We start from the raw sequence: 22676 nt of genomic DNA, 5'->3' as shown, positions 1-22676 counted from the left end.
GGTGGGCGGACATCGCCGTGATCATCGCATCGGCGTTCCGCGCGCCGGTACCCCACCACTCGGCCATGGTCGTCACTGGAGCATGCCGTTGACGATGTCGCCGTCCACCTTCGTGGCACCGGTGGTGTCGACCGCCGCCGATGTACTGGACCTGGCCCCGTCACGGCCCGATCGGAGGGCATGTGGTGAACGCGAGTTCTAATGCCGGAGGCGGTCCCTGCGGGCTCTGGGCGGTCGCGGCTCAAACTCGTTCGATCAGGGCGGTTCACTCCTTCAAGGGGTTGCGGACCGTACGGACCGGGCCGCAGCGGGGGATGCCACCGTCCTTGCGGCGGGTGTTCAGATCAGGACGGGCGGGACGGCGTCAGGTGTTGAGGGCTGGTGGGACGTGACCTGTACGAAGTCGCTCCGGCCGCAGTCGACCTGATTGATCGCGAACGCGTTCGTCGCGGCCAGAGCCGTTCGCTTTGCGATTTGCTTCATGGGAATTTTCTACCTTCCGGAAGTCGACAAAAAGCGAATCGATCGACTGTGATACGAACCGGCGGTGGACCAGGTTGTATCGCGGCAGCGGAGTTTTCCGGGGCCTGCTCTCAGGGCAACTTCGACGGCGGAACGGGCATTGACCTCGATCGTTCATGAGGGTCCGTCAGGGCGTGCTGCCGGAACCCGAGGTCTCGTACGCGGCCACAGTGGGGAGGCTGTCGGAAAAGGTTCTCCGGCACACCGAACCTCCCCCGGGCATTGCGCATCTTCAGGCGTGCAGGCGCGCACTGACCTCGCGCACCGATTCGTATTCGAGGGGAATCCGAAACTTCATGAAGAGCCAGCTGACCGCCGTGGCCCTTGCAGCGATCGTCGTCGCCGGCACTGCCGCTGCGGCCATCCCGGCCTCGGCCGCCCCCGCCAAGGCCGAGCCGACCCGCTGCCACACCGCCGACCTGAAGGCCGGCTTCGCCACGGGGGATGATGCGAAGCCGGAGATGGGGCAGACCAAGAAGCAGACGCAGGCGTACATCTGGTTCACCAACCGGAGCAAGCGCGCCTGCACCCTGTCCGGCTTCGCCGGTGTCGACATGATCGGCGCCCAGAAGACCGACGGCACCTGGTCGCTGGCGCGCTCCTCCAAGAAGCCCGAAAAGATGGTCCTGAAGCAGGGGGACACGGTGGACTTCAGCATCACCCTGCTCCCGGTGGCCAGCTCCACGCCCCGGGCGGAGAAGTTCGTTCCGGCGAAGTTCCTGGTCACCCCGCCGAACGAGACGAAGCACTTCACCCTGAAGTGGCCGTTCGGCGGCCAGATCCTCAAGCAGGACGGCGCCACCCACCCGGGTACCTACCTCAACCCGATCGGGCTGTAACCAACTGGACAGCCTCTGAGCTTCCCTTCAGCGTCACTGGTGGCCACCGCAGGACTCCCGGAATGAGTTGAAGCCTCCGGGTGGTGCGGTGGCCACGTCTGGCACGCGGCACGCCCGGCCTTCTCGCCGGGGCCTGGAGGTGGCCGAGGCCGAGGCCGATGGGTTGCGCGCCGAAGCCCTCCGCCGCTTGGCTGGGAATCCTCGGTCGCACGCGGGCGCTGCCACGAGCGCGCCACTGAGGCGACCCTCGCGACAAGGGCGGGGCCGAAAGCCCCGCCCGCTTCCACAGAAGCCCCGGCAGACTTCGTCGGGGGACGGCGAAGCTGAGGGCTCTCCCCGGCGGGCATACCGCTCCTCTGGGCAAAGTCACAGGTCAACGCCCTCCTGCTGACTGTCCCCGTGGCAGGCAGCGAGAGTTCGTGCCCTCGGCGTGCCCGGTCTTTGGCGCTTGAAGGGTAGGGAGGCTACTGACCTGCACTTTCGCGGATTCGCCGAGGTCCCGTCGCGGCGTCTACGCACCGCTGCCGACCGTGATTGGCCGCTCTTATGGGCACGCTATGGGCACGGCTTCGAAGGGGGCAGAGCGGGTAAGCGAGCGCTGCCCGGCGCCCGCCCGCGCGATGATTCCCTCGTTCCCGCCTGATTCGCACGCCCGACTGCGGAGCAGCAGGGGCGGGCCAAGCCCCCGCAAGCCGCCGTTCGGCAGGAGTCACCCCGCGGGCTGGGCGCGCCCGGCACGGGCCCTTATCGTTCGAGGTGGTGGCTGTCCCCATCGACGCGCAGCCAGTCAAAGCCCAGCGCCCGTAGGGAAGGAATCCAGACGGTCCAGACCAGAGGATCAGCTGTTCTAGATGGCATCGGATGTCACGGTGGCGGCCCGCAGCCGTCAGCTTCATTCTCGGGGAAAACCTGTTGTGGTTGCGGAGGACCGGGCGGCGTACTTGTGGCGCGGAGGGCGGCGACGGCTGCACCTATCTGCTGCTGGTCGGCCTCGGCGAGCGGCTGGCCCTGAATGGTGGTGAGCAGTTTCTGGGCGACTCGGACGAGTTTCGTGTTCGTGTTCTGAGAGACGGCGACCAGCACTTCCCAGGCGTCCTCGGCGGTGAGGCCGAATGTGGCCATCAGGATGCCTCTGGCCTGGTCGATAGCGGGGCGCGTCTGCATGGCCCGGCGCAGTTGGACGACCTCGGTGCGCAGGCTCTCGTCCTCCTCCAGGGCGTCCTCCTGAAGTTCTGCGGTTACGTCGGGGCCGCAGCCCGCGGCTGCCGAACTTTGCTGGAGCGTGAACAAGGGCCACGTGCCCGTCGCGCTCAGCAGCCGTTGCACCAGGGGGCTGGCGGCGCGGATGGTGACGGTCTTTCCGGATGCCAGGGCGTGGCGCCGGGCGGTGAGGAAGCAGTTCAGACCGCAGCAGTCACAGAACTTTGTGCCGCTGAGGTCGAGGTCGATACCGTGGCTGCTCTGCCCGACTGCCGCCCGCAGCACGGTCTGCACTGCTTTCTCCGAGCTGATGTCAAGATCGCCGCGGATCGTCACGAGCAGGCGCCCGCCGTGGGCCGAAACCCCGATCAGGAGTGCCCGCGGTCCTGCTTGCGCCGACGCGGGGTGGCCGACCGATGGTCTGCTTATGGTCTCGACCTCCCTGGCCCGTTGCCGGGGAAGCTTCAGCTCCCGCATGGCCGCCTCCTCTGTCGGCGTCCACTGTCTTCCGCATCCAGGCTGTGCCAGCTGGCCGTCGCCTGTCAAGAAATACGCGTAATTTATTTCAGTCTTTTGGATGCGTGAACGTTCGGTCCTATCCTGGCTGTATGGGAGAAGTACCCGAGCCACACACGGGGTGGACGTTCCTCACCAACCACGCCCGGGTGCTGGCCGCGATCGCGAGCAATCGCCGGACCCGCGTCCGTGACATTGCCGCCCACTGCCGGCTCACCGAACGCGCGGTCCAGAAGATCATTTCTGACCTGGAGGCGGACGGGTACCTCACCCACCGGCGTGAAGGTCGGTCCAACACCTATCGCATCCAGCCGGGAAACCCCCTGCGCCACCCGGCCGAGGCGGCCCTGACCGTGGCAGATCTGCTCTCCCTACTGGTCCAGCATGATGCTGAGCACGCCGAGGAGGCCAAGAGAACCGGATGACACATGATCCGGCGCGACGAGCTGCCGCACGTGCCGGGCAAGGGCCGGTGACCCGGGCAAGGAGTCCACGCGCCGACTTATGACCGTGGCCGATCTGTGCGGCGAGGAACTGGTCACCATCACCCCGGACGAGGACCTCGACCGTGCCGTCGAGTTGATGCGGGAGCACTCCGTTCGACGCCTCCCGGTCGTCGACGGTGACGAGCCGGTCGGCGTCATCTCGCTCAGCGACCTGGCGATCGAGCGCGATCGGGGATCCGCGCTCGGCGACATCAGCGCGGCCGGGCCGAACACGTAACGCGCTCGGGAAGTGGTGAGCCTGAAGAAGGGAAGGCCGAAGGGGCGGGCTCACCGCGCCTTCGGCTCTTTTCGCGCGCAGCACCGCGTCGTGCCGCCTGGATGCTGTGCGGTGGTATCACCGGACGAGGTGTCGACGAGAGCGCCGGGACCAGCGCCTACCGAACAGGACCAGGTCCGCCACGAAGGCCACGATGCCGATGATGAGGAGGTAAGACGGTCCCTCCGCCGTCGCGCCGATGAGCCCCAGGGCGATAGCCACGAGGATCAGGAACAGGAACAGCGCCCTGGTGAGCACATCCTCCGGCCCGTGCTGTGTGGGTGGTGAAGCCCAGGCCGTGCTCGTGGCGCGCGGCCATCGCGGGTTCGGGGCGGCCGCGCGCTGCTACGTGCGCGACGTCTGGTTCTACGCGCGGGGTCTGGGCGCGGGCGGGAGTCGTTTCGGAGCCCAGTGAGGGGTCGAACGCGGCGTCCACGTCGACCCGATAGCCTGCCCTGCGCAGTAGCGCGACGGCGGGAGCCTCGGACTGACGACGGTCGTCGGCTTCCCCTCGGAAGCACCCACGGCGTCCGGGGCGGTGTCTCCGAGTTGGTCCAGGTCAGCCCGCCCCAGGGGCGCTCAGGCTGGACTCCGCAGGAAACTCCCGGCGCTTGAACCAGGCCACGGAGTGGCAGGCCAGGACACTCCCTGACCTGTCACTGCCTCACGAAGCCGTCGGCGTCTACTCGTGGCTGCCATAGGGACGCGTGATGATCTCCATGCCGTGCCCGGCCGGATCCATGAAGTACAGGCCCCGCCCACCGTGGTGGTGGTTGATCTCTCCAGGCTGCTTCAGATGCGGATCGGCGTAGTGCGTGATCCCAGCCTCCTGGATACGGGCGAAGGCCGCGTCGAACTCCTCGTCGGAAACGAGGAACGCATAGTGCTGCATGACGACCGATTCCGCCGGGATGGCGGCGAAGTCCAGGGTGACCCCGTTGCCGGTGGCCACGGGAATGAACGGGCCCCACTCGGTCCCGACCTCAAGCCCCAGGATGTGCGCCAGGAACTCGGCCGACTCCCGGTTGTCCCGGGCATGGATGATGGTGTGATTCAACTCGACTGACATGTGTGGAATGCCTCCGCAAGGCACCTCACGGCACCTCCATGCCTCACCCAGCCGGTGACCGACACGCGATGCGTGCACATGATCCTAAACAGCAGCGCTCACGCCGTCGAGGTGCCTTCCGAGGAAGTGAACCTTTTCGGCCACGGAGCGTCGACCATCCCCGGCCCAGGCTGAGAACTGGCGACAGTTGAATGCGCGAGCCCACCAGTACGATCCCCCTGGGTGGTCCTGACCGGCAGTGGCCAGTTCGCCAAGAACCTGCAGGGCCGATACTCCGTCGACCAGGCCCAACACGTCTTCTGCCTGTGGGTCTCGGCTCTGCTCATCACCTTGGTGTGACATCGGATCGACCTGGGATGCTGGATTTGGTAGCAAGCGGGCTGTGCCGAGGAGTGCGCTGAGCTGTCATCCCTGCCGGGATTCCGTCTCAGGGTGCGGTGAGGCGTGCGATCGTTCCGATCTCCAGAGCGGTCCACATCGCGCCGTCTGGCCCTTGGGCTATGCCGTGGGGTTCCGAGGCCGGGCTGGGAAGGTCGTGTTCGTCGATACGGCCGTCGGGGGTGATCCGGCCGATGCGGTTGGCTCCCCATTCGGTGAACCAGCAGTTTCCGTCGGCGTCGGCGGCGATGGCGTGTGGGCGTGACGCACGGTCGGGCAGGGCGAATTCGTCGACCTTCCCGTCCGGCGTGATCCGTCCGATCTGACCGGTGCCGATCTCAACGAACCACATGGCGCCGTCGGCGCCGGCCGTGATGCCGACCGGGGCGCTGGCCGGTGTGGGCAACGGGTGAACGGTGACGTCACCGTGGCGTCCGATGGCGCCGATGGCGTTCGCCTGGTTCATCGTGAACCACAGCCGGTCGTCCGGGCCGGTGGCGATGGCTGACGGGAAGGCGCCCGAAAGCGGGAGAGGGAACTCGGTGACCTGCCCGTCGGGTGTGATGCGGCCGATGCGGTCGGCGTTGGCCTCGGTGAACCACAGAGCGTCATCGGGGCCCGTGGTGATGCCGAACGGCCCGGAATCCAGCGTCGGCAGCGGGAACGATGTGATGTTTCCGGTCGTGGTGATTCGGCCGATCCGGTGGCTGCGGAACTCGGTGAACCACAGCGCGTCGTCGGGCCCTGCTGTGATGATCGACGGGCCGCTGGAAGCTGGTTCGAGCTGGTAGAAGGTGACGTCGCCGTCGGGCGTGATGCGGCCGATCCGTCCGTGGTGGACCATCGTGAACCACAGTGCACCGTCTGGTCCGGCAGTGATTCCGTAGGGTCCGGCCCCACGGTCGGAGACGGAGAACTCTGCGATCGCAACGGGCGGACGACTCGGCATCGGTGGATTCCTTGATCGGTGCACGGTGAAAGTGCGACTGCGGATGCTATCCGTGCCCACAGCGACCACGCCCCTGGATATTCCAGTCCTGCGGCAGCAGCCGCACAAAGCCAGACATCACCGATCACTGGCGTCGCGGGGGAACTGGGGCCAGGGAAGTACAGCTGAACGAACTCAGCTCGCGGCCGAGCCGCTGGAGCTCGTCGTCTTTGGCCGTCAGGACCGAAGGTGACCGTGAACTTCTGGGCCTATTGCGGTGCTTGTGCCTGCCGGAGCCCAATTCGCATGCCTGTGGCGTCAGGTGAGGGGCGGGGAGGCCGTGGCGTCGGCTGCGGAGGTGACCGCAGCCGACGTAGCGGCTCAGTCGAGGTGGTCGGCGACCAGGGTGGCGAATTCGTCGGGGGTGGCGAGGCGGATGCCGAGGGTTTCGGCCTTGGCCCTCTTCGATCCGGCTCCTTCTCCGGCGACGACGAGGGTGGTCTTCTTGGAGACACTCGACGAGGAGCGGCCGCCGGCCCGTTCGATGAGTTCGTTCATCTGATTGCGGCTGAGGGTCTCCAGCGGGCCGGTCATCGCGCCGGTGACCACGACCGTCATTCCGGCCAGGGCCCCGGCCTCCGCCGACGTGCTCGGTGCGGCGGTACCGGCGGCGCTGTCCGCCGCGGTGGGAGGGGTGGCGCCGGGCTCGGTCATGTTGATTCCGGCGGCGGCGAGCTTGTCGATGAGCGGGGCGAGTTCGGCGAGTTCGGCGACGATCGAGGGGGCTTTCTCGGTGCCGATGCCGTCGACTTGCTGGATCGTTTCGGCAGCGGCGGCGCGGATGTTGTCCATGGTGGCGAAGTGCCGGGCGATGCGTCGCGACATGGAGCGGCCGGTGCCGCGGATGCCCAGCGCGCACAGCACACGGGACAGTGGCTGGTCCTTGGCCCTGGCCAGCGCGGTGAGGAGATTGTCGGTGCTGGTCTCGCCCATCCGCTCCAGGCCGAGGAGTTGCTCGCGAGTGAGGGTGAACAGGTCCGCGAGGTCCTTGACCAGGCCGGCTTCGACGAGTTGGACGACACGCGTGTGGCCGAGGCCCTCGATGTCGAGCTGGTCGCGACCGGCGGCGTAGGAGAGGGAGGCGACCAGGTGGCAGTTGCGCCCGTTCTCGCATCGCCAGCGCTGTTCGCCGGTGTCGATGCCGGCACCGCACCGAGGGCACACGTCAGGGAAGACGATGGGCTTCTCGTCTCCGGTGCGCAGGTGCGCGACGGGGGCTTCGACGCGGGGGATGACGTCGCCGGCCCGGTGGACCATGACGTGGTCGCCCAGGCGCAGGTCGCGGCGTGTGATGTCGGCAGGGTTGTGGAGGGTGGCGTAGGTGATGGTGGAGCCGTCGATCTCGACGGGGTCCAGCACGGCCCGGGGAGCGATGATGCCGGTGCGGCCCACGTTCCACTCCACCTCCAGCAGCCGGGTGATCTTCTCCACCGCGGGGAGCTTGTAGGCGATCGCCCAGCGCGGAGCCCGCGAACCGGCCCCTGCGGCCTGCTGGTCGGCGGCCAGGTCGGCCTTGACGACGATCCCGTCGATGCCGAAGGGCAGTTCCGCCCGCAGGGCGGCGATCTCCTTCACACGGGCCAGGACCCGTTCGACCGAGTCCGCGGTGATGCCGGGTACGGCGGTGGTGGCGGTCGTGTTGACCCCGAGCCCGGCGGCCCGCGCCATGAGGTCGCTGTGCGCGAGTTCGCCCAGCTGTGCGGCAAGCTGCTCCTCGGTCTCGGCAAGGGGCAGGAGACCGTAGCCGAAGAAGGTCATCGGCACGGTGTAGGCGCGGTCCTTTGCGCGCAGGGTGCCGGCCGCGGCGTTGCGGGGATTCGCGAAAGGCTGCCCGCCGTGCTCGGTGCGTATCTCGTTGGCGTGCTCGAACTGGACGGTGGTCATGAGCACTTCGCCGCGTACCTCGACCGTGATCGGCTCGGCAAGTTCGTCCGGCAGGCCCTCGATGGTGCCGATCGCGTGCGAGACGTCCTCCCCGGCCGTCCCGTCACCGCGGGTGATCAGCCGGCTCAGGCGGCCGCGGGTGTAGCGGGCGGCGATCGCCAGGCCGTCCAGCTTGGGCTCGACACTGAATTGGGTGGCGTCGCGGCTGATCCGTCTCGCCAGCGACGCCGTCCAGGCCGTGAACTCCTCCGCCGAGAACACGTTGTCCAGGCTGAGCATCGCCACCGTGTGCGGAACGTCCCCCTCCACGGCTCCGCCGGCGACCTTCCCGGTCGGCGAGTCGGGCAGCATTTGGTCGGGATGGTCGGCCTCCCACGCCGCGATGCCGCGCACCAGCCGGTCGTAGGCATCGTCGTCCAGTGCTGAGGTGCCGCCCGCGTAGTAGGCGGCCGACGCCTTCACCGCGTCCTCGACCGCCTGAGCGTAGGAGGCGGCATCCACGATCACAGCTGCAGGTGTTGTCATACCCGCCATCCTGCCTGCCACCACTGACAACGCCGACGGCCTCGGACGCGCTCCATGTGAGGGGTGAAGTGGACACCCCGATGGTTATTGCCGTGTATGCCCAGAGGGAACCTCTATCGCTGAATTGGGTGTTCATGTGAATGAACGATGCCCACGTGGGTGTACGTGACTGGGGTGTCCGTGCAAAACTCGTTCAACTTCCGTCCGTGAATGGGGAGTTGGAGGGATGAGTGCCCATGCGAGTTCCCCGACGTGCTGTACTGACCGCAGCGGCTGGTGCCGCCGCTCTGTGCGCGCCGACGACCGCCCAGGCGGCTCCGGATCAGGGTTCGGCACCATCGATGCGCCTGCTCCGTGCCGCCGCCGACTACGCGGTGGAGAAGATCGGCACTGTCGCACCAGGTGCGAGCGGTTTTCCCGTCGGCACGAAGTTCGAGAAGTGGGTCTACTCCCAGAACGGTGACTGGGTCGGGGGGTTCTGGCCGGGATCGCTGTGGATGGCATGGCTGTACAGCAAGGACGATGCCTTCCGCGCGCTGGCGCTCGAATCCGCGCAGCGACTCGCTCCCCGCCAGTACGACACGACCACCCACGATCTCGGTTTCCTGTTCTATCCGTCATGGGTCACCGCATGGCGGCTGACCGGCGACGACTCATGGCGGGCGGGTGCTGTGCGCGCTGCCGACTCACTGATCCGGCGGTACAACCCGAACGGGCGCTTCATCCGGGCCTGGGGCGCACTGGACGATCCGCGCAACGCGGGCCGGGTCATCATGGACACGATGATGAATCTCGACCTGCTGGCCTTCGCCAGTCGCCAGACCGGCGACGAGAAGTATCTCGGCATCGCCGTGGAGCACGCGAAGACCGCGCAGCGGGTGTTCCCGCGTCCAGACGGGTCGACTCCCCATGTGTACGACTTCGACCCGGACACAGGCGCACCGATCGGCCCGAACACCGTCCAGGGGTACAGTCCCACTTCGTGCTGGTCGCGCGGACAGGCCTGGGGGGTGTACGGGTTCACCACGGTCTACCGCAGGACCGGAGACGGACAGTTCCTGGCCACCGCGCGGAAACTCGCCGACTTCGCGGTGGGAGCCCTGAGCTCGGACTACGTCCCCGTATGGGACTATCGCGCGCCGCAGCAGCCGCACGACGTCAAGGACGCCTCAGCCGGTGCCATCATGGCGTGCGGTCTGCTCGACCTGTCCGCGGCGACGGGCCGGCAGGAATACCGTGCGGTGGCGTTGCGGCTGCTCGGCGCGCTGGCGCAGACCTGCCTGACGAGGAACTCGTCCCGCGCCGAGGCTGTCGTGGCGCGCTGCACCCGTAACCGGCCGGCCGAGGACGGGATCGAGATATCCCTTCCGTACGCCGACTACTACCTGCTGGAGGGCCTTCTGCGCGTGCTGCGGCCGCAGGATGTCGACCGGGCGATCGATCTGTCCACACTCTGAGTCGGCGAAGCCCTCATCGTTCTTGGCCATGTCAAGTCCCGAGCTGTCGGAACATGACCTCGGCGCAGGCTGCGGGCGTAATTGCAGTGCGGGCTTCACCGGAGACACCGGAAAGCGAATCGGAGCCCGGCCGGGGGCGGTTAGGATTTGGATATGGATGGGCGATATGCCTATACCTGGTGAGGTGGGGTGACATGTGATGGGCGGGACGTTGGATTTGGTAGGTACGCGGATTGCGGGCTACGAGGTCCAGTGTGAGATCGGACGTGGGGGAATGGCCGTCGTGTACTGCGCGAGGGACCTGCGTCTTGATCGGACGGTGGCGTTGAAGCTGCTTGCTCCGGAGATGGCTTGCAACGAGACGTTCCGCCGGCGTTTCGCACACGAGTCGCGCGTCGCTGCCGCGATCGACCACCCACACATCGTGCCGATTTTCGAGGCCGGTGAGGCGGACGGTCTGCTGTATATCGCGATGCGTTATGTGTCGGGTCTCGATTTGCGGGCTCTGCTTGACCGGGACGGCGTGCTGAGCGTGGCGGCCGCGCTGCGTATCGCGGGGCAGGTCGCGTCGGCGCTTGATGCGGCTCATGAGCACGATCTGGTGCACCGGGATGTCAAGCCCGGCAATATCCTGGTCACACAGGGTACGGACAGTGAGCATCCAGAGCATGTTTATCTCACGGATTTCGGGCTCACGAAGAAATCGCTGTCGCTGACGGGATTCACGACGGTCGGGGAGTTCGTCGGCACGCTGGACTACGTGGCGCCGGAGCAGATTTCAGGTCGTCCGGTGGACGGCAGGTGTGATCTCTACAGTCTTGCCTGTGTCGTCTGCGAGATTCTCGCGGGCAGTCCTCCATTTCGCCAGGATGATGATATTGCGCTGCTCTGGGCTCATCAGTACGACCCTCCGCCTGTGCTGAGCGAGATGCGGTCGGGTTTGCCGTCGGCGCTGGATGCCGTGGTCGCCAAGGCGCTTGCCAAGATTCCCGAGGACCGTTACGACTCCTGCCTGGAGTTCGTGGGCGCCTTGCGGGCTGCCGCGGGCGGTTCCGGTACGGACTTGCCTTCGCGGGATCGAGCCGATACCGGGGTGGCGGCGGCCACGCGGCATTCCGGACCGGTTCCGCATCCGCCGGCCTGGGCCCGACCGGCCTTTGGGGCATCGCGCGGTTAGGCATTTCCTGTGCTTTCAGCCCTCGGTGAGGAACTGTTCGGCCCAGACGGTCTTGCCGACGGAGGTGTGCCGGGTGCCCCAGCGTTGGGTGAGTTGCCCGACCAGAAGGAGGCCGCGTCCCCCCTCGTCAAAGGTGCGGGCGCGTCGCATGTGGGGGGCGGTGTTGCTGGAGTCGAACACTTCGCAGGTCAGGGTGTGGTGGTCGTGGATGAGGCGGAGCCTGATGGGGGGTCGGCCGTAGCGGATGGCGTTCGTGACCAGTTCGCTGACCACGAGTTCGGTGACGAAAACGGCCTCGTCCAGATGCCAGGCGGTGAGCTGCTCGGTGGCCTGCCGGCGGGCGTCGGCGACCGTGGCGGGGTCGAAGGGCAGCTCCCAGGTGGCGACCCGGTCGGTGTCCAGGGCCTTGGTGCGGGCGATGAGCAGGGCGATGTCGTCGTCGGGACGGTGGGTGAGCATGGAGGTGAGGACTCTGTCGCAGAGCGCGTCCAGGCTCTCGGCCGGATGGGCGAGGGCGGCGAACATGTTGTCCAGGGCGTCGTCGATGTCGTGGTCGCGGGTTTCGAGCAGACCGTTGGTGTAGAGGGCGATCAGGCTGCCCTCGGGCAGTTCGGTCTCGAAGACTTCGAAGGGCAGGCCGCCCAGGCCCAGCGGGGGGCCGGGCGGGACGTCGAGGAAGCGGACGGCGCCGCCGGGCGTGACCACGGCGGGCGGCGGGTGCCCGGCCCGGGCGAGGGCACAGTGGCGGGAGACCGGGTCATAGACGGCGTACAGGCAGGTGGTGCCGACGCCACCGGCGGTCTCGGTGGCGTTGTCGGCGCCGGCCTCCTCGGCGGACAGATGGATGACAAGGTCGTCGAGGTGGCTGAGCAACTCGTCGGGCGGCAGGTCGACGTCGGCCAGGGTGCGGACCGCGGTGCGTACCCGGCCCATGGTGGCGGAGGCGCGGATGCCGTGGCCGACGACGTCGCCCACGACGAGGGCGACCCGGGTGCCGGAGAGCGGGATCACGTCGAACCAGTCGCCCCCGACGCCCGCCTGGCTGACGGAGGGCAGGTAGCGGGTGGCGATGTCCATGGCTCCCTGCTCGGGCAGGATCTGGGGGAGCAGGCTGCGCTGCAGGGCCATGGTGGTGGTGTGCTGCCGCTTGGGGCGGCGGGCGCTGTGGATGCTCATGGCCGCCTTGGCCGCCAGCTGTTCGGCCAGCCACAGATCGTCCGAGTCAAAGGGGTCCGGGTGATCGTGCCGACCGAAGAGAGCCACGCCGAACGAGGTACCGGCCGCCCGGATCGGCACCACCATGAGTGAATGCGTCCGGCTGTCCCGGATCCAGGCGGCCTCGGGGTCCTCCTGTGCCCAGCGGGTGATGGCGTCCTCGTCGACCGAGAGGACCGCGCCCCGGCCCTTGACCAGGCACTGAGCGGGCGGCGACCAGGCCGGGCAGCGCCGGGCCCGGCCCGCGGGCCGGGGCGAGGGGTGCTGGTCCGTTACCGACCGCACGGCAGCGCGGCTGAGGGGTAGGCCGATGGCCGACCAGGAGGGTGGTGGCTCGCCGTGCCGGGGGGCGTCCAGCAGATCGATGGTGCAGGTGTCGGCGAGCCGGGGCACTGCGACGTCGGCCAGCTCCTGCGCGGTGCGGTGGGTGTCGGAGCTGGTGCCGATGTCCCTCCCGGCGTCGCTGAGCAGCCGCATCCGCCGGCGTATGAGGTCCTCGGACGGATGAGAGTGTGCCACCAGGTGTACGGCTCGTATCTGCCCGGTGGAATCATTCAGCGGGATGAGCCTGGCCTGCCAGGGGCGCTGTGGGTCGATGGGGTCCAGGCAGACGGGGGCGTCCTGCGGCTCACCGTCCTCGAGGACCGACCGCATCCTCCTCTCGGCCTCGTGACTGGCCGGGTGCGGCACGATGTCGGGCAGACGCAGCCCGCGCATGGTCTCCGCGGTGACGGACAGCGCATGCTCCATTCCGGCGCTGGCCCGCACCAGTCGCAGATCCTGGTCGAAGACCGCCATCACGCAGGGAGAGCGGTCAAAGGCCCATTCCCCCAGCGCTCTGTCGCGGTCGGGATGAGACGGGCCCGTCACGGCGGACACGATCAGCCACTCGGTGCCCCCGGCTCCGTGCGGGGTGCGTCGGTGCGCCAGCACCTGCCGCTCGATCCGGTGACCGTCCCGGTGGCGCAGCGCCACGGTGCCGCCCCATCGCCCGTATGCGGCCGCCTCCCGGTACACCCGTCCGGCGGCCTCGCCCGGCACGTCGGCGAGCAGGCGTACGGCCTGGTGCCCCAGGACCTCCGGGGGCTGGTAACCCAGCAGCCGCCTGGCGCCGTCGCTCCATCCCGTCACCATGCCCCGGTCGTCGACGGTGGCGGTGGCGGAGTAGGCCCCTGGAGGCACAGCGTGTGTCCGAGCCTGCGCCTGCTTGTTGGGAGGGGTGGGAAGTCGCTCCATCGCCGCTCATCCTTCGACGAACCTGCACGGCCGAGGCCCTTCAACCAGCATGATCCTGAAGGCCACGGAGCACCAATCCGCCGCCGGGCGGCTCCGGGCGGCTTGCGGTTCCTGTGGGGCGCCGGTGTCGCGACGTGCCCGACGGAGAGTCCCTGTGACACGCCTGTGACAGACGGCGGACAGCGTGATGACGTCGGGCGAGCAAAGTATTTGGAAACGGACAAATTGCAGTTTTCGGGCATGTGTCCTGCTTCCGTCGACGTGAGCAGCGATGGCCGAGCCGATCTGTAAGAGGAAACCCCCATGAGCCTCACCACCACCACGCCGCACGTCGAAGCCCCCGTGCCTGCGCTGGCCCCGCGCGAGCGAGAGACTCTGCAGCACATCGCCGCAGGTCACACCTATCTGCAAACGGCTCGCCACATGGGACTGTCCAAGCACACGGTCGACGCCTACCTTCGCCGCATCCGCGCCAAGCTCAACATCAACAGCACCGCCGAACTCACCCGGCTGGCCATCTCCCTGGGACTGTGACAACCCCGCCCGCGGACGGAAGCGACGAAGCACGGCCATGGCAACACCGCACCGGGGCCCGGTCCACCGGGAAGTGACGAACGGATCGGCGCGAACGCGGCGCACACCCTGGCTCCGTGCGTCGGTTACTTCATCGACTCGATCTCCCTGGTCACCTCCCGAAGTGGCCGTCCCCTGGCCTGACGACGTCCCCGGCGGGCCGCACCCCTTCGCGGTCAGCGCAGAGTGGGTACGCCACCGCATTCCCTCCGCTCGATCACCACCCCGGGCAGCCCCCTGCCCCACCGCTCGGTGATCCCGGCGAGCCGGGCGGTGTCCGGCGGGTTCTGGCCGAGGCCGATGGCGTACGTCGCCGACGCCGGGCCGGTCGCGAACGGGCGGGGCCAGCCGTGCGCGTCCGTCGTGCCGGCCTCTTCGAGGGTCGTGAGCAGCGAGCGTAGCCGCCCCCGGACACGGCCCCGGGTCTCCTCGAACTCCTCGGCTTCCGCCGGCCGTACGGTCAGGACCAGCCAGGCGGCGTGCCGACGGTGCAGTGGTGGGGGAGAGAGCAGTTCGGGCATGGGGTCGGTGCCCGTCCCCGCCGCCGTTTCCAGGATGTCCCAGGCCCGGTAGAGCTCGTGGGTCAGGAGGTCGCGGAAGCCGGGTCCGACCTGTCCGGTGCACAGGCGGACCGGGTCCGTCGGGGTCATGACCGACACAGCCGCCTGCGGTTCCGCGTCGGTGTCGCAGCCGGCGTCGGTGGCCGGCAGGGTGATCGGGTCCCGCCAGTCCCAGGCAGCCCAGGTGCCGAAGAAGTGCCGGAGCAGTTCCTCCGTGGGCAGGCCGGGGGCCTCGCGGGTCGTGCGGGCGGCCATGACGGACCAGGCCAGACCCGGCAGTCCGCCGAACGGGGCGGAGTCGAGGCCGCGTGCCTTCGCCCACGCCTTGACCGGGGCGGCCAGCCCGACGTACGCGGAGTGGTGGCCGTCGACGGAAGCTCGTACGGCCTGCGCGTCGCTGACCGCGCTCAGCGCGATCGCGGCCGCCTCACCCAGTTCGGCGCGCCGGTCCACCGCCTCCGCGGGGGCGAGTGACCCGGTGCCGACCACGGTCAGGTCGACATCCAGGTCGCCGACGCTCAGCCGCAGGCCCGGCACCCTCGCCCCGGTCACCCGTCGGACTCGCGTGGCGTCCGGCAGCGCCGCGGTCACTCGCGCCCGGACGTCGCAGATGTCGACGGTGCCCGGCACGGCCGCGACCAGGTCGAGGTCGGCTCCGGCGAGGGCACCACCCATGTGTCGTGAGCCGACGACGTGCACGGTTCCCTTGCCCAGCGCATCCGCGAGACGTCGAGCCGTCTGCCCGGCGGGGGCATGTCGCACTGCGGTGCCGGCGGACCCGGGCTCCGGGAGCGGCAGTGGCAGGGACCGTACCTCACCCGACCCGAGCGCGATCGTCGCCCGGGGCCGCATCGGCTCGTCGCCCCGGCGGGAGAGGACGACGAGCTCCCCGACCCGCGCCGACATGCCTCCGCCGATCCGGGCGGCGCAGTCGGCGGCGACCCGGTGCGGGTCCGGCGTACGGCCCAGGGTGAGGTGCGGGGTAAAGCCCTCGGCGCGGCCCCGGCAGCGGGGGAACAGCCGCTCCAGCGCCGTACGCAGTTCTGCCCAGGGGGTGGGGTCGGCCGCGGCCGGGTCGAGCCACACGGTCGCGTCGTCCCGGTGCCCGAAGGTGTGCACGCCCTCCAGGCGGGCGGTGAAGGCGGGGGTGGCGGCCGCCACTCGGGCCAGCAGCGGGAGGGCCTGGTCGAACGCGGACTCGGGGACGAATCCGAAGAGCAGGTTGACATGCGGCGGCCAGCGGTGGAGCTGTGGATCGTGTACGCCGCGGATGTCCTGGATCGTGGGCCAGAGCTCCTGGGGCGGTATCCACGCCACGGCCGTACGGGCGGTCGGCGGTATGTCGAGGGCCGTCTCGTCGGGTACGGCTCCGTCGACGCCGACGTCTGCCGCCACGCCGTAGTGGTCCGAGATGTACAGCCCGTCCGGAGCCGGCGAGTCGCCGAGCAGGGCGGCCTCGGTCGCGCGGAGCCCGGGGGAGCGCAGCAGGATCCGGTCCAGCCGGGAGACCCGGCCGGAGAGCGAGGAGACCGCGGCCAGCGGGTTGACGCCGGGGTCGAAGGTGGGGGTCCGGTCGGCGGGTCCGTGCACCTGCGTCCACGCGTCCCGGAGCCCGAGGGCGGCGGCCGGACCGTTCGGGCCGTCGTCGCCGTCGTTGAAGTCGCCGAGCAGGATCAGCGGGGCGTCCACACCGGCAAGTCCCTTGGCCAGCCGGGCCAGTTCGGCCTGGCGACGCGCGGGGCCGTTGTCGGAGTGGTCGCTGCTCAGGTGGGTGTTGGCGATCACGAGTGGTCCGGAGGCCGTCTCCACGGTGACGGCGGTGACGGCCTTGTGCGGGCCGAGTTCGTGCCGGCCCGCCTCCCGTACCGGCAGTCGGCTGAGCAGCAGGAGTCCGGTGTCGTCGACGTGTCTGCCCCTGGGGTCGGTGCCCACGGTGTAACCGGCGCGGACCCATGGGGCCGCCAGCAGCATGGCGAGCAGCTTCGGCTCGACCTCCTGCAGCGCGATGACGTCCGCGTCGGCTTCCTCCAGCGCCGTGAGCAGCAGAGGCCTGCGCCTGGCGGTGTCGATGCGGTCGCTGTCGTAGCGGTCCCAGAGCGTGTTCCAGGTCAGTACGCGCAGCGTCGCCCTGTCCGGGACGGCCGTTTCCCCGTGCGTGGCGTCGGCGATGTGCCATCCGGCTGCCGTGGGGTCCCATGCGCAGGGTGTCCCGGCGGTGAAGAACGGCGCTCGCAGGATGCGCGGGTCCTGTGCCCGGCCGGCCGTCGACACGTCGATGCGGTCCACGCCGCCGGCCCGGTCCCAGACCACCTCGCCGTCCGCCTCGACGAAGATCACCCGGTGCCAGGGGATGTCGCCCCCGGGTACGAACGCGGGCAGCGGGACGCGCTTGGGGGCGGCCCCGCGCTGGCTGATCCCGAGGACGAACCGGGCGGGGTCGAAGCGAGGGTCCCAGCGGACCCGGTGGTAGATGTCGTCGCTGGTACGCATCAGACCTCCCCTCCGTCCAAGGCGCCGTCGGTGTCGTCGACGGTTCCGCCCGCTCCGATGTACCAAGTACGGTGCGCCTGGCCGGGATACGGCGGATCGAACCGGCGCAGCTGCCCGGCGAGCACCTCCGGCGGCACCGCGTGGGCCCGGTCGGCGTTGCGCCGGGTCAGCGCCTCCTCCTCGACCAGCACGACGACTTGCGTGATGAGCGCGTCGCGGCGGCGCGCCACCCCCTGCACGAGTGACCGCTGTCGGCGGTCCAAGGACGTGGCATCCCACACCACGGTCCCGCCGCCGGCCAGCGCCGCGTCGAGCCGTTGCAGACCCTCTCGGAGCACCTCGGCGTTGGCCCGCTGGTCGGCGCGCGAGCCGCGGGCCTGCCGCAGGTCGTCGAGGGAGACGAAGGTGTCGACCCCCGAGAGTCCGGCGGCGAACGTGCTCTTCCCGCTGCCCGAAGGGCCGGTGAGATGGATCAGCCGGGGAAATTCCCCGCTCCGCCACCGCCAGGTCGCCGCCACGGCCTCCTCGACGGTGGCGACGCGCCCCGTGGCGTACGCCTCTCGTGCCTGCGTCCAGCACCGGTCCGCCGCGTCGGCGTCGCCGAGCCCGGAAAGGGCGTCGCGCAGTCCCGTGCGCAACGGCTCCAGCGGGGCCTCTGCCAGCAGTCCGGCCTCCTCCGCGTACAGCGCGGACCAGTCGACCTGCTCGCGCGCCTCGGCGTCCCGGCCGACCGCGACCGCCCCGGCGACCGCGTGCAGTACGCCCAGATCGGCCGCCACGGCCATGTGCCCCAGACCCGTGCGCCGTTCCTCGTCGGGGTAGGGCCGGTGCAGCAGGGGATGCAGCCCGACCAGGTCCGCGACCCGCCGGGCCAGCGGCATGCCGAGCGGCGCCGCCAGCCGGGGAGCCAGCCCGGCCCGGCGCCGCCTGTGCAGCAGGGCCGCGAGCACGCCCGCCAGCCGCGCGTCGCCGGTCCGCCCCAGCACGTCGAGCCTGGCCGACACATCCGCCACCACGGACTCGCAGGACGGATCCAGATCCTCTGGCTGCGTTCCCGTCGCGGCACAGAGCGCCATGACATCCGGGGTCGCGCTCGAACGCACGGCCCACAGGGCGGCGGCCGGGCCCAGACCGTTCTCCACGACATCGGCATGCATCCAATGCGTGTCGGTCTGCACATGCCCCGGCCGCACCCACTTGGCCACCCGCCGCCCGAACTCCTCGCGCCCGAAACCCTCGACGGTCCGTACGACGTAGCCCTCCTGCCGCGCGGAGTCCAGCCGCAGTGCCCGCACGGCACGTTCGTCGAACGTGCCCCGCCACAGCACCGGCGGCACCGGAACGCCGAGCCGCCCCAGGAACCGGACCGTGCGGTCCCAGTCCAGACAGCGCTCCCCGTCCCAGACCGAGAACCCGTAGAACCAGCTCTCCAGTTCCTCGTACGCGATCGAGTGGCGGGCGTACAGGTTCTCCCCGCATATCCGCCACCCCGTCGGGACGGCCGCGCCGATCCGCCCCTGCAAGCCCTTCACCCACGCCCGCGAGGGATGGTGTGCGGAGTCCAGTGAGCGGGCGTGCAGCCCGTCGGCGTACAGCGTCGTGTTCTCGCCGTCGAGCTTCTCGGTGACCACGACCTCCAGACCTCGAAGCCCCGACAGGTCAAAGACCCGTACGTCGTCCGGGCTCGCGCCGGGCGACCAGGGCAGGTGGGGAGTACGGGGATAGTGCACGCGCATGCTCACGACCTCGGGCGGGGGGACTTCGACGGCCTCGTGACCGGGCAGGCCCAGACGTTCGGACTGCATCCTGCCGAATCCCCCAGCGAAACTGCCTGACGACCCCGGCTGCGGCTGCGGGACCGAGGATGAGAGGGCCGACTGTAGTCGAGCCCACTGACGGAACGCCTGCTCATATTGGGGGCGATCCCAGGCGCTGCCCGCAAGGACGCTGACAACTTCGGCGCCCGGATCAAGGCCGCAGCCGAGGCGGCGATCGGTCCGCGCCGACGCTCATCCTGGTCCGACCCGGCCGTTCGACTGCTCGGCCGAGCGGGAACGGCGGTGGGCCGCGACCCGTTCGCGGGTTGCGCAACGGCGGGAGCAGTAGCGGCGTTCGGGGCCGCTGCCCTGGGTCACGAAGACGTTGTGGCACCTGGGTGACGCGCAGATCCTGCCGGGTGGGAGTTGGCGGTCCCAGAGCAGCACCGTCAGGGCCGTACAGGACGAGGCAAGGAGCCACTCGTCCCAGGGGGCGTCGTCGTCGTGGTCGAGGTGGGGGTGCCAGGGAGTGGTGCCGTCGTGCGATGTCAGGCGGAGTGGTCCGGTGTGTGCTCGCAGGAGGCGGTTGAGGGCGGCTGCGGCACCGTCGGTGTGCTCGGCGGCGAAAACCTCCCGCAACAGGGCGGCGGCTGACCGCATCAGGGCGACATCCTGGGCAGTGAGGTCGACGGGGTCCGTCTCGCCGTATTCGCGGAGCACCTCGGCGACCTGGCCGGGGTCGGGGTGGTCATCGGCCAGAGCGTTGACGAGGGCGGCGGTGCGCCGAGCCATGGTCAGCACCGAGTGCCGGGTGGACCAGTCGTCGATGATGGTGGACACCCGCGGAATGTAACGCATATTGAAGAAGTTTGAGTTACCTCCGTAACGTCTTGCGGATGACAAGGCGTTACTCGATCGGCTCCTATCTCACCGGCGCAGTCGCAGCTCGCGCCGGTGACGAAATGTCGGGCCCGGCGCTGATGCTGGCGGGATTCGCCCTCTCCGGATCGACCGCGGAAGCGTCGTTGTTGCTGGCGGGCATCACGTTCTCCTCAGCGGCAGGAGGGCCGTTGCTCGGGGTGCTCCTCGACAGGCGAGCACGACCGGGTCGCCTGCTGGCCGGAGCGCTCCTCGGTTATGCCGTGGGCCTGGGGGTGATTCTCGCGGGGCTCGGCCGTCTTCCGTTCGCCGTCACTGTCCTGATCGCGGTGCTCACGGGACTGCCGGCGCCGGCGCTGTCGGGCGGCTGGACGGCCCAACTGCCCCGCGTGGTGCCGGCGGAACGTCTGCCCCGGGCGAACGCGCTCGATGCCATGACCTTCAGCCTGGCGAGCCTGACCGGTCCCGCTCTCGCGGGCGGCGTGGCCGAAGCCCTGGGGGCGCCGTCGGCCGTGGGAGTCTCCGCGGTGCTCATCGGCTTGGCGATGCCCGCCGCGTGGTTGCTGCCCGCACACCCCGGCCGGACGCGGGGCGTGCGGGAAACGCCCCCGTCCGTGATCACCGACCTTGCCGCCGGAATGCGGGTCATCGTCAGGAACTCCCGTCTGGCCCGAGCAACCTTCACCTCTGTCGTCTGCTGTGCGGCTCAGGGCATGCTGGCGGCCTGCGTTCCGCTCCTGGGCGAGCGTGTCCTCGGCGGATACGGCCGCGGCGCGGTGCTGCTCTCCTGCGCGGCGGTCTCCGCCCTGGTGGCCAACGCCGTACTGGCCCGGTTCCCTCGTTCCCTTGCTCCCGACACGATCATCTGGGCCGGTTCCCTCGTGCAGGCTGCCGCGTTGGCTCTGGCCGCGTCGGGTCGGCCAGTCGTGCTCGCCATAGCCATGTTCATGGCCGGAATCGGTGAAGGGCCGCAGCTCACCGTCCTGTTCGCTGTGCGGCACCGAGAGGTTCCGGAGCAACTGCGCGGCCAGATCTTCACCACCGGCGCCAGCTTGAAGATCACGGGCTTCGCGGTGGGGGCGGCGATCGGCGGACAGGGCGCGGCCCGGTCCCTTCCCGGCACTCTGGCTGCGGCGGCAGGCGTGGCGGTCCTGGCAGCCGTGGTCTTCTTCGTGATCCCGTCGGGCACGCCCCGGGGCGGTGCCCGACCCGACTCGGCGTCCTGTCGCCGTCCGACTGGGCCAGTTGCCCGGCCGAGGGGGTGAAACCGTCACTATCATGACAGGTCAGCGGCCGTTTTCGTAGGACCGATGGCACAGCTCGTCAGCCTTGTCCGGGCCCTTCTCCGGCTCTCACAATCGCCGTCATGGATCACTCCGAGAAGGTCGATCAGGACGCGGTGCTGAGAGCGCGGACGATGCTGCTGGGATCCGGCCGGTTGAGTCTCGCCCGACAGATCGAGGCGTACCGGGTGCTCGCGAAGGTGGGCCCGCTGACGTACCTGCCGAAGCTGTGCGATGCGCTGGTCTTCTACGGCTATGAGCCGGAGTTCCGGGACCGGCCGGACATACGGCTGGCTCTGTAGGCGGAGGCGGTCGACGTTGCCCGGCGCATCGACGCAGGCGAACCGAAGAGGACCGAGTTGCTGGTTCGTGCCCTGGCCGCCTGTGAGTACGAGTTGTTCGCCGTCGGGCGGCGGGCGGAAGGTCTCGCCATGTGCGAGGAGATGGAGGAGGCCCGGCGGTCGAGTTCCGCACAGGGACTACTGGGACATCACCGTCTGGCCGTCGCACTGGCCGAGGGCGGACGTCACCTGGAGGCAGCGGAGATCTGCGGCAGGGAAGTCCAGGACGAGCGGTCCGCCGGTCCGAGGCGTGACTCCTTTTGGACCGTGGTCCCCTGGGCGGCCGAGCTCGATGCGGCCGGACGTCACGACGCGGCGCTGGAGGTCTTCGCGGAACTCGTGGACACCACCCGCGGCGAACTCGACGCGAGCGCTACTTCCCTGGCCATTCTGACGTGGAGTCTGGTCCACCAGTCCCGGATGCTGGACACGGCCGGACGCTGTGCCGAGGCCAGGGAAGCGCGCAAGGAGGCCCTTGTTCTCCTGACCGAACTGGGGGAGACCGGGGAACGCAAGACCTGGAGCAACACCCTTTCTTGGTGGACCACTCTGTTCGCCCTGTCAGGACGGTCGGCGGAGCCCGCGGGAACTCCGACCGAGCCGGCACCGTCGTTCGGCTCGGCCTTTCACCACTGGTCGCCCGACGTCAAGGAGGCGTACCTGGACGGCCTGGCCACTCTTGAGCAGGAGACCACTGCCCTGACCGCGGCGGCCAGGACCGACCCGCACGGACACTTGGCGGAATTGGCCGCCGTACACCGCAGGTTGACCATCCGTTCGGCGTGCTGCCGGGCGGAACGCGGCCACCGGATTCCGACAGAGCTCCGCCCCGTCTTCGACGAGGGCGTGGCACTGGCCCGGCGTCTGGCTGATCTGGCAGCACCCGGCCGAGGCCGGGAGGCGTTGGCCGGGGCGCTGACCGACCGTTCCATGTATCTCGTCGCGGCCCAGCAGTACGGCGAGGCCTACGAGGACTTCGTTCAGGTCGTCGCCCTGCTGGACTGAGGAGCCGGGCGCCGTAAGCG

The 22676-nt window shown here is 69.5% G+C and carries 19 protein-coding genes; 9 read left to right on the top strand and 10 right to left on the bottom strand.

Annotation, left to right across the window (positions count from 1 at the left end; translation table 11 throughout):
- Positions 1-339 precede the first annotated feature (339 nt).
- On the bottom strand, positions 340-483 hold the full coding sequence (locus tag ACIPSA_RS44685) for a hypothetical protein (protein ID WP_402646300.1): 144 nt from the start codon (positions 481-483) through the stop codon (positions 340-342).
- 335 nt (positions 484-818) lie between these two features.
- Here ACIPSA_RS44685 and ACIPSA_RS44680 point away from each other — a divergent pair, with 335 nt between their 5' ends.
- On the top strand, positions 819-1361 hold the full coding sequence (locus ACIPSA_RS44680; RefSeq protein ID WP_402646297.1) for a DUF4232 domain-containing protein: 543 nt from the start codon (positions 819-821) through the stop codon (positions 1359-1361).
- An 864-nt stretch (positions 1362-2225) separates the two neighbouring features.
- On the opposite strand, the gene ACIPSA_RS44675 is transcribed toward ACIPSA_RS44680, so the two are convergent.
- Entirely contained in the window at positions 2226-3038 is an 813-nt protein-coding gene (locus tag ACIPSA_RS44675; RefSeq protein WP_402646294.1) for an ANTAR domain-containing protein, read from the bottom strand.
- Positions 3039-3169: 131 nt separating this feature from the next.
- Between ACIPSA_RS44675 and ACIPSA_RS44670 the strand changes: the two genes are divergently transcribed.
- Complete coding sequence (locus tag ACIPSA_RS44670) at positions 3170-3502, top strand: helix-turn-helix transcriptional regulator (RefSeq protein ID WP_402646291.1); 333 nt, start codon at positions 3170-3172, stop codon at positions 3500-3502.
- A 79-nt stretch (positions 3503-3581) separates the two neighbouring features.
- On the top strand, positions 3582-3800 hold the full coding sequence (locus ACIPSA_RS44665; RefSeq protein WP_402646288.1) for a CBS domain-containing protein: 219 nt from the start codon (positions 3582-3584) through the stop codon (positions 3798-3800).
- A gap of 117 nt (positions 3801-3917) precedes the next feature.
- Here the strand turns inward: ACIPSA_RS44665 and ACIPSA_RS44660 are convergent, their stop codons facing one another.
- The 4 genes from ACIPSA_RS44660 to ligA all read right to left on the bottom strand — a co-directional run bounded on the left by ACIPSA_RS44660 (position 3918) and on the right by ligA (position 8683).
- A complete protein-coding gene (locus ACIPSA_RS44660; RefSeq protein ID WP_402646286.1) occupies positions 3918-4097 on the bottom strand; it encodes a hypothetical protein in 180 nt (59 codons plus the stop codon).
- A gap of 424 nt (positions 4098-4521) precedes the next feature.
- Positions 4522-4908 carry a VOC family protein gene (locus tag ACIPSA_RS44655; protein ID WP_402646283.1) on the bottom strand — a complete coding sequence of 129 codons (387 nt, stop codon included), beginning with the start codon at positions 4906-4908 and terminating at the stop codon, positions 4522-4524.
- Positions 4909-5335: 427 nt separating this feature from the next.
- Positions 5336-6235 carry a virginiamycin B lyase gene (locus ACIPSA_RS44650; RefSeq protein WP_402646280.1) on the bottom strand — a complete coding sequence of 300 codons (900 nt, stop codon included), beginning with the start codon at positions 6233-6235 and terminating at the stop codon, positions 5336-5338.
- A gap of 360 nt (positions 6236-6595) precedes the next feature.
- Positions 6596-8683 carry an NAD-dependent DNA ligase LigA gene (ligA, locus tag ACIPSA_RS44645; protein WP_402646277.1) on the bottom strand — a complete coding sequence of 696 codons (2088 nt, stop codon included), beginning with the start codon at positions 8681-8683 and terminating at the stop codon, positions 6596-6598.
- 236 nt (positions 8684-8919) lie between these two features.
- On the opposite strand from ligA, the gene ACIPSA_RS44640 reads away from it, so the two are divergent.
- A complete protein-coding gene (locus tag ACIPSA_RS44640; protein ID WP_402646274.1) occupies positions 8920-10140 on the top strand; it encodes a glycoside hydrolase family 88 protein in 1221 nt (406 codons plus the stop codon).
- Between the two features lie 199 nt (positions 10141-10339).
- Positions 10340-11317 (top strand): serine/threonine-protein kinase, encoded by a 978-nt coding sequence (locus ACIPSA_RS44635; RefSeq protein WP_402646272.1) that lies wholly within the window; start codon positions 10340-10342, stop codon positions 11315-11317.
- A gap of 15 nt (positions 11318-11332) precedes the next feature.
- Here the strand turns inward: ACIPSA_RS44635 and ACIPSA_RS44630 are convergent, their stop codons facing one another.
- Entirely contained in the window at positions 11333-13768 is a 2436-nt protein-coding gene (locus tag ACIPSA_RS44630; RefSeq protein WP_402646269.1) for a SpoIIE family protein phosphatase, read from the bottom strand.
- Between the two features lie 303 nt (positions 13769-14071).
- Between ACIPSA_RS44630 and ACIPSA_RS44625 the strand changes: the two genes are divergently transcribed.
- Positions 14072-14302 (top strand): response regulator transcription factor, encoded by a 231-nt coding sequence (locus ACIPSA_RS44625; protein WP_402646266.1) that lies wholly within the window; start codon positions 14072-14074, stop codon positions 14300-14302.
- Between the two features lie 215 nt (positions 14303-14517).
- Here the strand turns inward: ACIPSA_RS44625 and ACIPSA_RS44620 are convergent, their stop codons facing one another.
- From ACIPSA_RS44620 to ACIPSA_RS44610, 3 genes are all read right to left on the bottom strand, one after another.
- Entirely contained in the window at positions 14518-17391 is a 2874-nt protein-coding gene (locus ACIPSA_RS44620; protein WP_402646264.1) for a poly(A) polymerase, read from the bottom strand.
- Positions 17391-19127 (bottom strand): RNA ligase family protein, encoded by a 1737-nt coding sequence (locus tag ACIPSA_RS44615; protein WP_402646454.1) that lies wholly within the window; start codon positions 19125-19127, stop codon positions 17391-17393. The genes ACIPSA_RS44620 and ACIPSA_RS44615 overlap by 1 nt, the downstream gene beginning before the upstream one ends.
- Before the next feature lie 273 nt (positions 19128-19400).
- The gene (locus tag ACIPSA_RS44610; protein ID WP_402646451.1) at positions 19401-19940 is read right to left on the bottom strand and encodes a CGNR zinc finger domain-containing protein; all 540 of its coding nucleotides are present in this window, start codon (positions 19938-19940) and stop codon (positions 19401-19403) included.
- Positions 19941-20044: 104 nt separating this feature from the next.
- Between ACIPSA_RS44610 and ACIPSA_RS44605 the strand changes: the two genes are divergently transcribed.
- The 3 genes from ACIPSA_RS44605 to ACIPSA_RS44595 all read left to right on the top strand — a co-directional run bounded on the left by ACIPSA_RS44605 (position 20045) and on the right by ACIPSA_RS44595 (position 22656).
- On the top strand, positions 20045-21292 hold the full coding sequence (locus tag ACIPSA_RS44605; RefSeq protein ID WP_402646259.1) for an MFS transporter: 1248 nt from the start codon (positions 20045-20047) through the stop codon (positions 21290-21292).
- A 101-nt stretch (positions 21293-21393) separates the two neighbouring features.
- Positions 21394-21612: a hypothetical protein gene (locus ACIPSA_RS44600; RefSeq protein ID WP_402646254.1), complete on the top strand. Its 219-nt coding sequence runs from the start codon at positions 21394-21396 to the stop codon at positions 21610-21612.
- 57 nt (positions 21613-21669) lie between these two features.
- Positions 21670-22656, top strand: coding sequence for a hypothetical protein (locus tag ACIPSA_RS44595; protein ID WP_402646251.1), 987 nt, complete (start codon positions 21670-21672; stop codon positions 22654-22656).
- Positions 22657-22676: the final 20 nt, after the last annotated feature.

It is taken from the genome of Streptomyces sp. NPDC086549 (genome assembly GCF_044746205.1).
Classification (GTDB): Bacteria; Actinomycetota; Actinomycetes; order Streptomycetales; family Streptomycetaceae; genus Streptomyces.
The sequence above is the reverse complement of the archived record's forward strand: the minus strand, read 5'-3'. Positions and strand labels throughout refer to the sequence as shown.

Coding starts and splice junctions, on each gene's coding strand:
- ACIPSA_RS44670 (WP_402646291.1), top strand. CDS start 3,170: ATGGGAGAAGTACCCGAGCCACACACGGGGTGGACGTTCCTCACCAAC.
- ACIPSA_RS44655 (WP_402646283.1), bottom strand. CDS start 4,908: ATGTCAGTCGAGTTGAATCACACCATCATCCATGCCCGGGACAACCGG.
- ACIPSA_RS44635 (WP_402646272.1), top strand. CDS start 10,340: ATGGGCGGGACGTTGGATTTGGTAGGTACGCGGATTGCGGGCTACGAG.
- ligA (WP_402646277.1), bottom strand. CDS start 8,683: ATGACAACACCTGCAGCTGTGATCGTGGATGCCGCCTCCTACGCTCAG.
- ACIPSA_RS44675 (WP_402646294.1), bottom strand. CDS start 3,038: ATGCGGGAGCTGAAGCTTCCCCGGCAACGGGCCAGGGAGGTCGAGACC.
- ACIPSA_RS44640 (WP_402646274.1), top strand. CDS start 8,920: ATGCGAGTTCCCCGACGTGCTGTACTGACCGCAGCGGCTGGTGCCGCC.
- ACIPSA_RS44620 (WP_402646264.1), bottom strand. CDS start 17,391: ATGCGTACCAGCGACGACATCTACCACCGGGTCCGCTGGGACCCTCGC.
- ACIPSA_RS44605 (WP_402646259.1), top strand. CDS start 20,045: ATGACAAGGCGTTACTCGATCGGCTCCTATCTCACCGGCGCAGTCGCA.
- ACIPSA_RS44630 (WP_402646269.1), bottom strand. CDS start 13,768: ATGGAGCGACTTCCCACCCCTCCCAACAAGCAGGCGCAGGCTCGGACA.
- ACIPSA_RS44650 (WP_402646280.1), bottom strand. CDS start 6,235: ATGCCGAGTCGTCCGCCCGTTGCGATCGCAGAGTTCTCCGTCTCCGAC.
- ACIPSA_RS44685 (WP_402646300.1), bottom strand. CDS start 483: ATGAAGCAAATCGCAAAGCGAACGGCTCTGGCCGCGACGAACGCGTTC.
- ACIPSA_RS44665 (WP_402646288.1), top strand. CDS start 3,582: ATGACCGTGGCCGATCTGTGCGGCGAGGAACTGGTCACCATCACCCCG.
- ACIPSA_RS44615 (WP_402646454.1), bottom strand. CDS start 19,127: ATGCGCGTGCACTATCCCCGTACTCCCCACCTGCCCTGGTCGCCCGGC.
- ACIPSA_RS44600 (WP_402646254.1), top strand. CDS start 21,394: ATGGATCACTCCGAGAAGGTCGATCAGGACGCGGTGCTGAGAGCGCGG.
- ACIPSA_RS44610 (WP_402646451.1), bottom strand. CDS start 19,940: ATGGCTCGGCGCACCGCCGCCCTCGTCAACGCTCTGGCCGATGACCAC.
- ACIPSA_RS44625 (WP_402646266.1), top strand. CDS start 14,072: ATGAGCCTCACCACCACCACGCCGCACGTCGAAGCCCCCGTGCCTGCG.
- ACIPSA_RS44680 (WP_402646297.1), top strand. CDS start 819: ATGAAGAGCCAGCTGACCGCCGTGGCCCTTGCAGCGATCGTCGTCGCC.